Annotated in this window: 12 protein-coding genes; 8 read left to right on the top strand and 4 right to left on the bottom strand. The window is 68.3% G+C overall.

Annotation, left to right across the window (positions count from 1 at the left end; genetic code table 11):
- Positions 1–7 precede the first annotated feature (7 nt).
- Entirely contained in the window at positions 8–436 is a 429-nt protein-coding gene (locus tag ACZ6ZD_RS01545; RefSeq protein ID WP_465667240.1) for a DUF4307 domain-containing protein, read from the bottom strand.
- Between the two features lie 49 nt (positions 437–485).
- Here ACZ6ZD_RS01545 and mca point away from each other — a divergent pair, with 49 nt between their 5' ends.
- The 7 genes from mca to ACZ6ZD_RS01510 all read left to right on the top strand — a co-directional run bounded on the left by mca (position 486) and on the right by ACZ6ZD_RS01510 (position 10,288).
- Entirely contained in the window at positions 486–1,349 is an 864-nt protein-coding gene (gene mca, locus ACZ6ZD_RS01540) for a mycothiol conjugate amidase Mca (RefSeq protein WP_465667238.1), read from the top strand.
- A 32-nt stretch (positions 1,350–1,381) separates the two neighbouring features.
- Positions 1,382–1,663 carry a hypothetical protein gene (locus tag ACZ6ZD_RS01535; RefSeq protein ID WP_465667236.1) on the top strand — a complete coding sequence of 94 codons (282 nt, stop codon included), beginning with the start codon at positions 1,382–1,384 and terminating at the stop codon, positions 1,661–1,663.
- Positions 1,664–1,786: 123 nt separating this feature from the next.
- On the top strand, positions 1,787–2,821 hold the full coding sequence (locus ACZ6ZD_RS01530; RefSeq protein WP_465667235.1) for a copper resistance D family protein: 1,035 nt from the start codon (positions 1,787–1,789) through the stop codon (positions 2,819–2,821).
- 10 nt (positions 2,822–2,831) lie between these two features.
- Complete coding sequence (locus ACZ6ZD_RS01525) at positions 2,832–4,793, top strand: thioredoxin domain-containing protein (protein ID WP_465667233.1); 1,962 nt, start codon at positions 2,832–2,834, stop codon at positions 4,791–4,793.
- 221 nt (positions 4,794–5,014) lie between these two features.
- Positions 5,015–7,087 (top strand): M4 family metallopeptidase, encoded by a 2,073-nt coding sequence (locus ACZ6ZD_RS01520; protein WP_465667231.1) that lies wholly within the window; start codon positions 5,015–5,017, stop codon positions 7,085–7,087.
- A gap of 114 nt (positions 7,088–7,201) precedes the next feature.
- Positions 7,202–8,782 carry a M4 family metallopeptidase gene (locus ACZ6ZD_RS01515; protein WP_465667229.1) on the top strand — a complete coding sequence of 527 codons (1,581 nt, stop codon included), beginning with the start codon at positions 7,202–7,204 and terminating at the stop codon, positions 8,780–8,782.
- Positions 8,783–8,869: 87 nt separating this feature from the next.
- On the top strand, positions 8,870–10,288 hold the full coding sequence (locus ACZ6ZD_RS01510) for a M28 family metallopeptidase (RefSeq protein WP_465667228.1): 1,419 nt from the start codon (positions 8,870–8,872) through the stop codon (positions 10,286–10,288).
- Between the two features lie 10 nt (positions 10,289–10,298).
- Here the strand turns inward: ACZ6ZD_RS01510 and ACZ6ZD_RS01505 are convergent, their stop codons facing one another.
- From ACZ6ZD_RS01505 to trhA, 3 genes are read right to left on the bottom strand one after another with little or no spacing between them, the layout of a single operon-like run.
- Positions 10,299–10,796, bottom strand: a complete 498-nt coding sequence (locus tag ACZ6ZD_RS01505) for a hypothetical protein (protein WP_465667227.1) — start codon at positions 10,794–10,796, stop codon at positions 10,299–10,301.
- A 37-nt stretch (positions 10,797–10,833) separates the two neighbouring features.
- Entirely contained in the window at positions 10,834–11,973 is a 1,140-nt protein-coding gene (locus ACZ6ZD_RS01500; RefSeq protein WP_465667226.1) for a phosphotransferase, read from the bottom strand.
- A gap of 40 nt (positions 11,974–12,013) precedes the next feature.
- Positions 12,014–12,709, bottom strand: coding sequence for a PAQR family membrane homeostasis protein TrhA (gene trhA / locus ACZ6ZD_RS01495; protein WP_465667225.1), 696 nt, complete (start codon positions 12,707–12,709; stop codon positions 12,014–12,016).
- Between the two features lie 220 nt (positions 12,710–12,929).
- On the opposite strand from trhA, the gene ACZ6ZD_RS01490 reads away from it, so the two are divergent.
- Positions 12,930–13,709 carry an isoprenyl transferase gene (locus tag ACZ6ZD_RS01490; RefSeq protein ID WP_465667224.1) on the top strand — a complete coding sequence of 260 codons (780 nt, stop codon included), beginning with the start codon at positions 12,930–12,932 and terminating at the stop codon, positions 13,707–13,709.
- Positions 13,710–14,169 lie beyond the last annotated feature (460 nt).

Here is a 14,169-nt window from a genome sequence, read left to right as displayed (position 1 = left end):
AACCCCGTCAGTGCGGGCGCTGGGACGACGCCGTCGTACAGCCGATCAGGACGACGGACGTCGCCGTCCGCTGGGTGGTCAGCGTCGCCGGCAGCGACTGCCGCGGCGCGGACTCCGCGGGCACCGTCAAGGTCAGCTCGCCGACGATCGAGAAGTCGGCCGCCTTGGCCTGCAACCGGCACGAAGCCTCGACCGCCGCACCCCGGTCGACCTCGATCGTCGCCTTCGCCTGCGTCGCCGAGACGATCTCGAACCCGATCAGCCGCGACGTCACCTCCGGCGTCGACCGGATCAGCGCCGCCCAGATCAGCCAGGCGATCCCGACCGCCGCGAGCACTGCCACGACGCCGATGATCAGCGGCCGCCGGGACCGGTGATCGCGGCCGTACCGGGCGTCGAGGTCGGGGGCCGGCGCGGTACTGGGTGACTCGGTCAAAGGGGGGTCCAAAGGAAGGAGGTTGCGGGAGTAGAGGACCATTGTGCCTGTGAGTGGAGAGTTGCGGTTGTTGCACGTGCACGCGCACCCGGATGACGAGTCGAGTAAAGGAGCCGCTTCGACGGCCCGGTACGTGGCCGAAGGCGTCGAGGTGATGGTTGCCACCTGCACCGGCGGTGAGCGCGGATCGATCCTCAATCCGAAGATGGATCGCCCCGAGGTGCTCGCGAACATCACCGAGATCCGGCGCCAGGAGATGGACTCCGCGCGCGAGATCCTCGGCATCCGGCAGGAGTGGCTCGGCTGGGTCGACTCCGGCTACCCCGAGGGCGACCCGCTGCCCCCGCTCCCGGAGGGCTGTTTCGCGGCGCAGAAGGTCGAGGACGCCGCCGCCCCGCTGGTGAAGCTGATCCGCGAGTTCCGGCCCCAGGTCGTCACGACGTACGACGAGAACGGCGGCTACCCGCACCCGGACCACGTGATGTGCCACCAGATCACCGTCGCCGCGTTCGAGGCGGCCGGTAACAAGGACGCGTATCCCGAGCTCGGCGAGCCCTGGCAGCCGCTGAAGCTCTACTACCACCACACCTTCCACCGCGAGCGGATGAAGGCGCTGCACGACGAGATGATCGCCCGCGGCCTCAAGTCGCCGTACGAGGAGCGGCTGAAGGACTGGAAGCCGGACCCGGAGAACGAGCGCCGGATCACCACCCGCGTCGAGTGCGCCGAGTACTTCGTCGTCCGCGATCAGGCCCTGCTCGCGCACGCGACCCAGATCGACCCGGACGGCGCCTGGTTCGACGTGCCGCTGGCGGTTCACCAGGCCGCCTGGCCGACCGAGGACTACGAGTTGGCCCGGAGCGTGGTCGAGTCGGAATTGCCGGAGGACGATCTGTTCGCGGGGCTGCGCTAGAGGCGGCGGTGGCACAGTGAGAGACTGGTGGCGTGACAGCGACGACCTACCTTGTGACGGCCGAGATCGACCCCAACGTGGTGAAGCCCGGCTGGGTCGCGCTGCTGATCGTTCTTGGGCTCGGTGTCGCCACGTTCCTGCTCTGGCGCAACATGGGCAAGCAGCTGAAGAAGATCGACTTCGACGGCGCCGAGGGCGGCCGAGCAGCGTCTTCCGGCCCAGCGACGACCGCCAGTTCTGCGGCCCCGGACGCTGCCGCAACGACCCCTACGGCCCCGCAGCAGAGTGACTCCAAGGAGTCCTCAGCGCACTGATTGTTCTCACCGCGATCACGAGATGGTGTCAGCGGAAACGAATTGGTGTCGAGCTGGGCTGCCCACCTGGTCCTGACCCTATAGTGGCCGCGTGCCGACGAATGCCCTGCGCGGGAACGCGCCATGAGCGCGACCCGCGCCCAGCGCGCCGCGCGGCATCGCATGCCCGGGCGCCTGGTCGCGGGCGGATTGAGTGCGATCGCGGTCGCCACGCTGGCGCTGGTGGTCGCGCTCCTCGTCACGGGGAGTGAGCCGCAGGACGGCGTCGGGATCGGCGGGCCGAGTCTGTTCGTGACCTGGATGGTCCCGTTCCTGCGCCTGGTCTCGATCCTCGCGACGGTCGGCTGCGCCGGCGCGTTGCTGGCCGCCGTCGTCCTGCTCCGGCTGGAGGGCGGCCTGCTCGGGACGCAGGGCCGGCGCGCGATCCGGGACGCCAGCAACTCGGCGATCATCTGGGCGATCTGCACCTTCCTCGGCGCGATCGTGACCGCTGCCGTCATCCTCGACACGCCCGCGAACCTGGTCCGCTTCCGCCTGGACGACGCCCTCGGCGTCCCCGAGGTCAAAGCGCTCCTGATCACCACGATCCTGGTCGTCGCGCTCGCGATCGGCATCCGCCGCGTCGAGACCTCCCAGGCCGCCGGCCTCGGCGTCGTCGTCGCGATCGCCGCGCTGATCCCGACCGCGGTCACCGCCTACCCGCGCAACGAGTCGTACGTCGTCCTGGCGGGCGCGGCCCTCGTCGTCCACGTGATCGCCGCGACCACCTGGATCGGCGGCCTGGCCGGCCTGATCCGCTACGGCCGCGCCAGTCGCAGCGGCCTCCCCGTCGTCCTCGAGCGCTACCACCAGGCCGCCTACATCTCCTCGATCGCCCTCGTCATCAGCGGCCTGATCAGCGCCGCCGGCCGCCTCGCCGCCCTGGGCGGCGGCTGGGGCAACCTCCTCGACCCCCTCACCTCCCAGCCCTACGGCGCCCTCCTGATCGTCAAGATCGTCGCCGTCATCGCCCTCCTCGTCGCCGCCAACTCCGCCCGCCACCGAGCCACCGGCAACCTCATGGACCGCAACACCCCCTTCTGGCAACTAGTAGCCACCGAACTAGTCATCATGGCCCTCACCCTGGGCCTGTCCGTAGCTCTTTCGCAGACCGCCTAACGTTGGGCTCATGCCCAACGAACTTGGTCGGAGCACGAGCCCGTACTTGCGTCAGCATGCTGACAATCCGGTGGCTTGGCGGGAGTGGTCGGAGGCTGCTTTCGCGGAGGCGCGGGAGCGGGGGGTGCCGGTGTTCTTGTCGGTGGGGTATTCGGCGTGTCATTGGTGTCATGTGATGGCGCATGAGTCGTTCGAGGACGAGGCGACGGCTGAGTACTTGAACGCGAATTTCGTGAGTATCAAGGTGGATCGCGAAGAGCGGCCGGATGTCGATGCGATCTACATGGCGGCGACGGTGGCGATGACTGGGCACGGCGGGTGGCCGATGTCGGTGTTTCTGACGCCGGAGGCGGAGCCGTTCTTCTGCGGGACGTATTTCCCGAAGGAGCCGCGGGGTGGGATGGCGTCGTTCCTGCAGGTGCTGGGGTCGCTGGTCGACGCGTGGCAGACGAAGCGGGAGCAGATCGACGGCATCGGACGCCGGGTGGTCGAGCAGTTGGGCGCTCAGCAGCAGGCTGCGGGTGGGGCGTTCGAGCTCGAGAAGGCCGCGCAGCTGCTGAAGGTGGACTTCGATCCGGTGGACGCCGGGTTCGGGCAGGCGCCGAAGTTCCCGCCGTCGATGGCGCTCGACTTCCTGTTGCGCCACCATCGGCGGACCGGCTCGGAGGATGCGCTGGCGATGGTCGCGCACACCTGTCACCGGATGGCCCGCGGCGGGATGTACGACCAGCTGGCCGGTGGTTTCGCGCGCTACTCGGTCGATGGCCAGTGGGTCGTGCCGCATTTCGAGAAGATGCTCTACGACAACGCCCTGCTGCTCGACCTCTACACGCACTGGTGGACGCTCAGCCAGGAGCCGCTCGCGCGCCGCGTCGCCGAGGAGACGGCCGAGTTCCTCCTGACGGAACTCCGGACGCCGGAGGGCGGTTTCGCCTCCGCGCTCGATGCCGACACCGAGGGCGAAGAGGGTAAGTACTACGTCTGGACGCCGACCGAGCTGCAGGCCGCGTTGTCCGCCGAGGACGCCGCCTGGGTGATCGACCTCTGCGACGTGACCGGCACGTTCGAGCACGGCGCCTCGGTCCTCCAGCTCCGCAAGGACCCGGACGACCCCGCCCGCTGGCAGCGCATCCGCGCCCAGCTCAAGGAGGTCCGCAACACCCGCACCTACCCCGGCCGGGACGACAAGGTCGTCGCCGCCTGGAACGGCCTGGCGATCACGGCGCTCGTCCGAGCCGGCATCGTCCTCGAGCACCCCGAGTACGTCGACGCCGCGCGCCAGGCGGCCGAATTGGTCCGCAGCGTCCACCTCGACCCGACCGGCCGGCTGCACCGCACCTCCCGGGACGGCGTGGTCGGCACGGCGCACGGCGTCCTCGAGGACTACGCGGCGTACGCCGAAGCCTGCCTCACGCTGTTCGGGGTGAGCGGCGACCTCAGTTGGTTCGAGACCGCGAAGGCCCTGCTGGACCGGACGATCGAGCAGTTCGTTGCCGATGGCTCCTATTTCGACACGGCCGCGGACGCCGAGGAGCTGGTCTGGCGGCCGCAGGACCCGACCGACAACGCGACGCCGTCCGGGGTGAGCCTGGCCGCGGGGGCCTTCACGACCCTGGCCAGCCTGACCGGATCGGTCCGGTACGAGACTGCCGCCGAGCAGGCGCTGAACGCCTCGGTGGCGATCGCCAACCGGGCGCCGCGGTTCGCCGGGCGCGCGCTCGCCGTGGCCGAGGCGCAGGCCGCCGGACCGTTGGAGATCGCGATCGTCGGCCGTTCGCCGGAGTTGCTTCACGTCGCGTTCACCGCCGCGCCGTGGGGGACGGCGATCGTCCAGGGCGAACCGGGTCTCGACGTCCCGCTGCTGACCGGTCGCCCGTTGGTCGATGACCAGCCGGTGGCATATGTGTGTCAGAAATTCACTTGCCGGCTTCCGGTTCCGGAACCGCAAGCGCTGCGCGAGCAATTGCGCTGACCATCGTGGTCAATGCGGGTTTTCCCTGTCATTTCGCGGCAATCGCTTGACTCGCGGCCTGCCGGGGACGAGAGTCCTCCCTCAGTCGGATGTAACAGAACTCGCATGTCCTGACACACAGTGTCACAAGTGAGCAGTGGCACTTTTGCGTCACATCCGGCGTCCCCAACTGAATTGGTCGCTGCGCCCAAACAGCGACCACACCGTGAGGAGATGTTGTCTTGAAACGACTGACATCAGCAGGGGCGGTGGCCATCGTTGCGGCGGCAGGGTTTGCCGGCGCGCTGACCGGCTCGCCCGCCGGTGCGGCCGACCGTACCGCTCCGCTCCCGGCGTCCGGCTTCGACCAGCCGGCCGCCGTCCAGGCCGAGCAGGCGCTGACCGCGCAGACGGCCGCAGCACTCGGACTTTCCGGTGGTGAGCAGCTCAAGGTGCGCGACGTGGTCAAGGACCCCGACGGCACCGAGTTCGTTCGCTACGACCGCACCTACAACGGCCTGCCGGTCGTCGGCGGTGACCTGATCGTCAAGCGCAAGGGCGAGACGATCGGGCAGGTCAAGTACAACTACAACGCCAAGGCCGTGGCCGTCGCGACCAAGCCGACTCTGTCCCAGTCGGCCGCGCTGTCCAAGGGTGCCGCGGCGGCGAAGTTCAAGGCCACCGGTAACAAGGGGACGCTGGTCGTCTTCGTGACGCCGTCCAAGCCCGTGCTCGCCTACGAGGTCGTCACCACCGGCGTCAAGGCCGACCAGACCCCCTCGGTGCTGCACTCGTTCGTCGACGCCAAGACCGGCGCGGTACTCGCGCAGGACGACGAGATCAAGACCGGTACCGGGAACTCGATGTACTCCGGCACCGTCAGCATCGGCACCTCCGGCAGCTACTCGATGTCGGACCCGAGCCGCGGCGGCAACAACACCACCGACCTGAACGGCGGCACCTCCGGCGCCGGCACGCTCTTCACCGACCCGGACGACACCTGGGGCAGTGGGACGACGGCGAACCGCCAGACCGCCGGCGTCGACGCGCACTTCGGCTCCCAGCTGACGTGGGACTACTACAAGAACGTCCACGGCCGCAACGGCATCTTCAACAACGGCCAGGGCGCGCGCTCGCGGGTCCACTACGGCAACGCGTACGTGAACGCGTTCTGGGACGGCACCCAGATGACGTACGGCGACGGCGCGGGCAACCAGCGGCCGCTGACGTCGATCGACGTGGCCGGTCACGAGATGAGCCACGGCGTCACCGAGGCGACCGCGAACCTGAACTACTTCGGGGACGCCGGTGGTCTGAACGAGGCCACCTCGGACATCTTCGGCACCGCCGTCGAGTTCTCCGCGAACAACGCGCAGGACCCGGGTGACTACCTGATCGGCGAGAAGATCAACATCAACGGGAACAACACCCCGTTGCGCTACATGGACAAGCCGAACAAGGACGGGCGCAGCTACGACTGCTACAGCTCGGCCGTCGGCGGCGCCGACCCGCACTACTCCTCCGGCCCGCTGAACCACTGGTTCTACCTGGCCTCCGAGGGCACCGGCTCCAAGGTGATCGGCGGCGTCACGCACACCAGCACCGCCTGCGACGGCTCGACCATCGCCGGTGTCGGCCGCGACGTGGCCGCCAAGGTCTGGTACCGGACGCTGAGCACCAAGCTCAGCTCGGGCAGCACCTACCCGGACGCGCGCGAAGGCGCGATCACCTCGGCCAAGGAGCTGTACGGCAACGACTCCAACGAGTGCAAGGGCATCGCGGCCGCCTTCAGCGGTATCTCGGTCCCGGCCGGCGCGGCCACCTGTGGCGGCACCACCGAGCCGCCGACCGGTGACAACTTGCTGAAGAACCCGGGCTTCGAGTCCGGCGCGGCGAACTGGACCGGCACCTCGGGTGTGATCACCAACAGCACCTCGAAGCCGGCCCGTACCGGTAGCTACAAGGCGTGGCTGCAGGGCAACGGCCGTTCGAGCACCGAGAACGTCGGCCAGTCGGTCGCGATCCCGGCCTCGGCCACCGCCGCGTCGCTCTCGTTCTGGCTGCGCATCGACTCCGCCGAGACCACCTCCTCGACGGTGTACGACACGCTGAAGGTGCAGATCGTCGACGGCAGCACGACCACCACGCTGGCGACGTACTCGAACCTGAACAAGAACACGACGTACACCCAGAAGACGTTCAACGTCACGCAGTACAAGGGCAAGACCGTCACGGTGCGGTTCCTCGGCGCGGAGGACTCCTCCCTGCAGACGAGCTTCGTCGTCGACGACACGTCCCTGGTCGCCGGTAACTGAGCTGCAACACCAGTGGTCCGGGGGTCGTCAGGGCCCCCGGACCCATCCTCTGTGCACGTGCATCGCCCTGAGTCGCTGCGCCCATTCAGCGACCACCACGTGAGGAGAGTTGTTGTGAAGCGATTGACATCAGTTGGCGCTGTCGCTGTTCTCGCCGCTGCCGGGCTGGCCGTCGTGCCCGCCGGTGCGGACGTACGGACGGCGCCGCTGCCCGACTCCGGCTTCAACCAGCCGTCCGCCGTCCAGGCCGAGCAGGCGCTGAGCGCCAAGACTGCGGTCGCGCTCGGGCTGGCCAAGGGTGAGGTCCTGCAGGTGCGGGACGTCGTCCGGGACGCCGACGGCACGGAGTTCGTCCGCTACGACCGCACCTTCAACGGCCTCAAGGTCGTCGGCGGCGACCTGATCGTGAAGCGGGACGGCGCCGGCGCGATCAGCCAGGTGACCTACAACCGCGACGCGGCCAAGGTCGGTCCGGCGTCCACCAAGCCGGCGCTGTCCCAGGCGGCCGCCCTGGCGAAGGGCGCCAAGACGGCCGGCTTCAAAGCGACCGCGAACAAGGGCCAGCTCGTCGTCTTCGTGACCGAGACCAAGCCCGTACTGGCGTACGAGGTCGTCACCTCCGGCGTCAAGCCGGATCAGACGCCGTCCGTGCTGCACTCGTTCATCGACGCCAAGTCCGGCGCGGTGCTGGCGCAGGACGACGAGATCAAGACCGGTACCGGGAACTCGATGTACTCCGGCCAGGTCTCGATCGGCACGTCCGCCGGCTTCACGCTGAAGGACAACAGCCGCGGCGGCAACTGGACCACCGACCTGAACGGCGGCACCTCCGGCGCCGGCACCACGTTCACGGATGCGGATGATGTCTGGGGCAACGGTACGACGTCCTCCCGGCAGACCGCCGGCGTCGACGCGCACTACGGCTCGCAGCTGACGTGGGACTACTACAAGAACGCCCACGGCCGGAACGGCATCCGCAACAACGGCGTCGGCGCCCGGTCCCGCGTGCACTACGGCAACGCCTACGTGAACGCGTTCTGGGACGGTACCCAGATGACGTACGGCGACGGCCAGGGCAACCAGCGGCCCCTGACGTCGATCGACGTCGCGGGCCACGAGATGAGCCACGGCGTCACCGAGGCGACCGCGAACCTGAACTACTTCGGGGACGCCGGTGGTCTGAACGAGGCGACGTCGGACATCTTCGGCACGCTGGTCGAGTTCTCGGCGAACAACGCGTCCGACAAGGGCGACTACCTGATCGGCGAGAAGATCAACATCAACGGCAACGGCACCCCGTTGCGCTACATGGACAAGCCGAACAAGGACGGTCGCAGCCAGGACTGCTGGACCACCGGAACCAAGAACCTGGACCCGCACTACTCGTCGGGCCCGCTGAACCACTGGTTCTACATGGCCTCCGAGGGCACCGGCGCCAAGACCATCAACGGCGTCAACTACAACACCGCCTCCTGTAACGGCACCACCTTCACCGGTGCCGGCCGCGACGTGGTCGGCAAGATCTGGTACCGGACGCTGACCACCAAGCTCAGCTCCGGCTCCAACTACCAGGCCGCCCGTAACGGCGTCATCAACTCCGCCAAGGAGCTGTACGGCGCCGGGTCGGCCCAGTGCGTCGCCGTCCAGAAGGCGATGGCCGGGATCAACGTCCCGGCCGGTACGGCCACCTGCTGATCACCAGCAGCCATTGAGGTCCGGGGGTGGGCCGACGCCCACGGTTCGCCCCCGGACCTTCCCCTTGTGAGCAAGGAGAAAGTCCCCATGCGTAGATCCTTGTCCGCCGGCGCGCTCGGCGTCGCACTCGTCGCCGGCGTGCTCGGTGTCCCTGGCAACCTCGCCCACGCGGTCGAGTCGCCGGACATCTCGGTCACCAACGCCAAGGCCCACCTCGACCAGTTCCAGTCGATCGCCACCGCCAACGGGGGTAACCGGTACACCGGCCGGCCCGGCTACAAGGCGTCCGCCGACTGGGTGAAGTCCAAACTCGACGCGGCGGGCTACACGACGACGCTGCAGCAGTTCAACACCTCCGCCGGTACGTCGTACAACGTGATCGCCGAATGGCCGCACGGCGACGCCAACCACGTCGTGATGGCCGGCTCGCACCTGGACAGCGTCAGCTCGGGTCCCGGAATCAACGACAACGGCACCGGTAGCGCCGGCGTCCTCGAGGTCGCGCTTGCCTACGCCGCCAGCGGCCAGACCGCCAGGAACCGTCTGCGCTTCGGTTTCTGGGGTGCCGAGGAGCTCGGGCTCCTCGGGTCCAAGTACTACGTGAACAACCTGCCGGCCGCCGAGCGGGACAAGATCGAGCTGTACCTGAACTTCGACATGATCGGCTCGCCGAACCCGGGGTACTTCGTCTACAACGACAACCCGGCCGGTAACGGCGCCCGCGACGACCTGACGGCGTACTTCACCAGCAAGAGCGTCCAGACGGAGTACATCGACGTCCAGGGCCGCTCGGACCACGCGGCGTTCCGGTCGCTCGGGATCGCGACGGCCGGTACCTTCACCGGCGCGGAGGGCACCAAGACCTCGGCACAGGCAGCGAAGTGGGGCGGTACGGCGGGTCAGGCGTACGACCCCTGCTACCACCGGTCCTGCGACAACATCAACAACCTCAACCTGACGGCGCTGGATCGCAACATCGATGCCATCGGCCACATGATCTGGAACTACGCGCAGAAGGACTACAGCGGCGGCCCGCCGCCCGGCGGCTCGAACCTGCTGCTCAACCCGGGCTTCGAGTCCGGCGCGGTGAACTGGACCGGGACGTCGGGTGTCGTCACCAACAGCTCGTCGAAGCCGGCCCGTACCGGCAGCTACAAGGCGTGGCTGCAGGGCAACGGCAACACCAGTACCGAGAACACCGGTCAGTCGGTGGCGATCCCGGCCGCGGCGACGGCGGCGACGCTGTCGTTCTGGATCCGGATCGATTCGGCCGAGACCACCTCCACGACGGTCTACGACACCTTGAAGGTGCAGATCGTCGACGGCGGCACGACCACCACGCTGGCGACGTACTCGAACCTGAACAAGGGCTCGGCGTACGTCGAGAAGACGTTCAACGTGCTGGCCTACAAGGGGAAGACGGTCACCGTGCGGTTCCTCGGCGCCGAGGACTCCTCACTGCAGACCAGCTTCGTCGTCGACGACACCGCGGTGACTGTCCCGTAAAGACTCGGACTTAGAGCTTGACGCAGAGCTTGCCCGGGGGATTGGCGGCTTCGGTGAGCAGTTTGCTCACCGGGGCCGTCAGCGGTTTGATCGCCGGGTCCTCCAGGCGGGCGATCTTGCCGTTGGCGGAGACCGCGATGATCATGTCGTCGGGGTAGCGCACGCTCGGCTTGACCACCTTGAGGCTCGCCCAGTCGACCTGCTGCGCGGCTGCGGCCAGCGGGGCCAGCACGGTCGGGTCGAGCTTGCAGCGGATCGTCTCCTTACCGCGTGAGCTCACGGTCGCGACGCCGTCGGCGTCCACCTGCACGTTGTCGTCGAAGCCGGCGAAGCCGCCGGTCCGCGTGACAGTCATCGGCAGACCGGCGCCGACCGGGATCGACTCGGTGACCGTTGGTGTGCTGACCGGCGGCGGTATGGGCTTGCTGCCACTGGACTCGGAACCGCATCCGCTCAGAACCAGTCCAGCGAGGGCGGTGAGCGCTGTGTACCTCTTGAGGTTCTTCACACCCTATGGATACCCGTTAGACCCCGATTCGTTGCAGCTACACCACCGTCGACACCAGATTCACCAAAGCGCGCGTCAGTCGCAGCCGCTGCTCGAACAGACCCAGCGGCGCCGGAGCGCCCGGCTGAGTGATCTGCTCGATCGGTAGCGCGGTGAAGGTGGCGCGGGCGCACAGCGAGCCCAGATAGCCGTACAGCACCTGTTCCTCGGTCACCTCGCAGCCCTCCTCGGCCAGCCCGGCCAGAAACGCCGTGAGGATCACCTTGTGCAGCGCTGGCAGCGCCTCTGGCGACAGCTCGCCTGCGTGGGCCAGACCGACCAGAAGCTGTCCCAAGTCGAAGCCGATCGCCTGCGGGCAGTCGAAGCCCCAGTCGATCACGACGAACTCGTCCGGCTGCCCCTGCGCCACCAGGAGGTTCTGCGGGCTCGCATCTCCGTGCTGGTAGGACTGCGGCAGTGCCTCCAACGTATCGAGGACGCCGGGTAGTCGTGTGCCCAGCTCGACCAGGTCGTCCCGGAGCGCGTGGTCGCCCAGGTTGGAGACCGCTGCGGCGAGCGTCGGATGTTTCCAGGTCTCGGGGTCGCTGATCGCCGGTAGCGCGGCTCGCTGCACTCGGCCGGACACGTAGTACCGGAGTCCGACGCCTGGTGTGGTGACGTTGCTGCGAGGGACCAGCGGCTCGACCAGGTGCGGCCGTCGGCGGGCGGACAGCCGGCCCAGCAGGTACGCCGCACGCTCGAACCGCGACACCGGCCACGGACCGGGCTCCTGGACGACGTCCTCCATCCACAGCGCGCCGCGGTCGTCGTCGTACACGTCGATCCGGTACGCCTTCGGCAAGCGCATGCCGGTGGGGAGCAGTGTGCCGAGATCGCTCTGATGGACGGCGAGCTCGAGCTGCCAGGGCAGGTTCTGGACGAAGTCCTCGCGGAACTGCTCGGGAATCATCGCCAGGTAGGGCCAGTGCCGCACCGACTGCAGGCATTTGACGAAACAGGACCAGGCGGCGCCGTCCGCCGTCCCACGGACGCGGTAGAGGCCCTCGGTCGTGGGCGTCCCGATGGGGTAGTCCACGACCTCGACCCGCACGTCGTCGATGCGTGCGGTGGGTACGCCGCTGACGGTCCGGCCGAGGCCGGTCACGTCGTCAGCGGTCAACGACTGCAGAACGCTCATGACTGAAGGGTCCCGCAGGACCCTTCAGCCAGCCTTCAGATCAGCCCGCGGCGTACGTCGCGATGCTGACGGCGATGTAGTGGCAGACGAACGCGGCGACCGTGAACGCGTGGAAGATCTCGTGGAAGCCGAACCAGCGCGGTGACGGGTTCGGGCGCTTGGTGCCGTAGATGACGGCGCCGACCGAGTAGAGCAGGCCGCCGACCGCGATCAGCGTGACCACCGCCGCGCCGCCCTGGTGGTAGATGTCGCCCATCCAGAACACCGCGGCCCAGCCCATGATCAGGTAGAGCGGCGTGTACAGCCAGCGCGGGGCGCCGACCCAGAGCACCCGGAACAGGATGCCCAGCAGCGCGCCGCCCCAGACCAGGCTGAGCATGAACACGCGGTCCTTGCCGCTCAGCAGCAGCACCCCGAGCGGGGTGTAGGTGCCGGCGATCAGCAGGAAGATGTTGCTGTGGTCGAACCGGCGCAGGATCGCCTCGCCGGTCGGGCCCCAGTAGAAGCGGTGGTAGAGCGCGGAGATGCCGAACAGCAGCATCGCGCCGATCGTGTAGACGGCGGCGGCCCAGCGCGCGTTCGCGTGCGGGGCGAGGCAGATCAGCACAATCCCGCCGGCGGTCGCCAGCGGGAAGGTGCCGGCGTGCAGCCAGCCGCGGAGCTTGGGTTTCAGCGGGCCGAGCCGCTCGGACAGCCGATGGCCGAGTTCCTGGGAGTGGGCACTGGAAGCGGTCATCGCCGTCCTTTCGGGGTGCTGGGCGCTGGTTGGCTACTCAAGCGTAACCTACGGAACCGTAGGTTCATCCCTCATAAGGTTGAAATGTAGGCGAAGTCACCGCCCGTGCGCACCTTCTCCCGTGTCTACGATGCAGCCGGCAAGTGAAAAGTTCGGGGTCACTTTCGGAGCGTGATCTGGGCTAGCCTCAAGGTGAGGAACTGGAGGCGAGTACCTGCTCATGCAGACACCTGGCAAGCAGAAGCTGCGCGATGTGCTGACGGTGATCTACGAGGGCCGGATCCGGCGGTACCTGGATCCGGAGCGGATTCCGAAGCACATCGGCGTCATCATCGACGGCAACCGGCGCTGGGCCCGGTCGGCCGGCAACCCGGTGTCGCACGGTCACGAGGCCGGGGCGAGCAAGATCACCGAGTTCCTGCACTGGTGCGACGACCTCGGCGTCAAGGTGGTCACCGTCTGGATGCTCTCCACCGACAACCTGACCCGCCCGGCCGACGAGCTCGAGCCGCTGCTGCGGATCATCGAGCAGGCTGTCGAGGAGCTGACCGCGATCGGCCGCTGGCGGATCCACCCGGTCGGCGCGCTGGACCTGCTGCCGAGCGCCACCGCCGAGACCCTGAAGCGGGCCGAGACCGCCACCCACGACGTCGGCGGCATGCTCGTCAACGTCGCCGTCGGGTACGGCGGCCGCCGCGAGCTGGCCGACGCCGTCCGGTCGCTGTTGCTGGAGGAGGCGGCGAAGGGCAGTTCGATCGAGGAGCTGGCCGAGCACATCGACGTCGAGCACATTGCGCGGCACCTCTACACGAAGGGCCAGCCGGACCCGGATCTGGTCATCCGGACGTCGGGGGAGCAGCGGCTGGGCGGCTTCCTGCTGTGGCAGAGCGCGCTGAGCGAGTTCTACTTCTGTGAAGCCCTCTGGCCGGATTTCCGGCATGTCGACTTCCTGCGTGCAGTGCGGAGCTATGCGCAGCGGGAGCGCCGGTTCGGGACGTGACACCCCGGCCGCAGCGGCGGCAGGGCGGCCGGCGGCGCAGGTAGTAGGCGTAGGTCGCCACGCCGAGCGCGGCGCCCCAGACGATCCAGAGGATGCCGGGCGCATTCACTGCCCAGTTGTCGCCGTCCAGTGGCAGTTGGGCGTTCATCAGCCCGGCGGGGATCAGAGCGACGGCCACGATCGAGGCCGGGACGATCGCGAGCAGCGGCGGGACTCGGCGTCCGGCCCGGAACCAGACCCAGCGCGGGAACACCTCGCCCCAGCGGTGCACGAGGCCGTGGGTGAGGACGCCGCCGCCGATCCCGAGCACGGCCAGCCCGATCCCCATCTCCAGCATGCCCGGCGTGTCGGCCATCATCTGGTGGAACTCCCGGCTGATGCCGACCGGCCAGCCGAAGTACCAGGCGATCCTGGTCGCCTCGTACGGCAGGTTCGCGACGACCGAGACGATCACCGCGAC

The sequence above is a fragment of the Kribbella sp. NPDC104218 genome (genome assembly GCF_055584105.1).
This window is presented reverse-complemented; position numbering and strand designations above follow the sequence as displayed.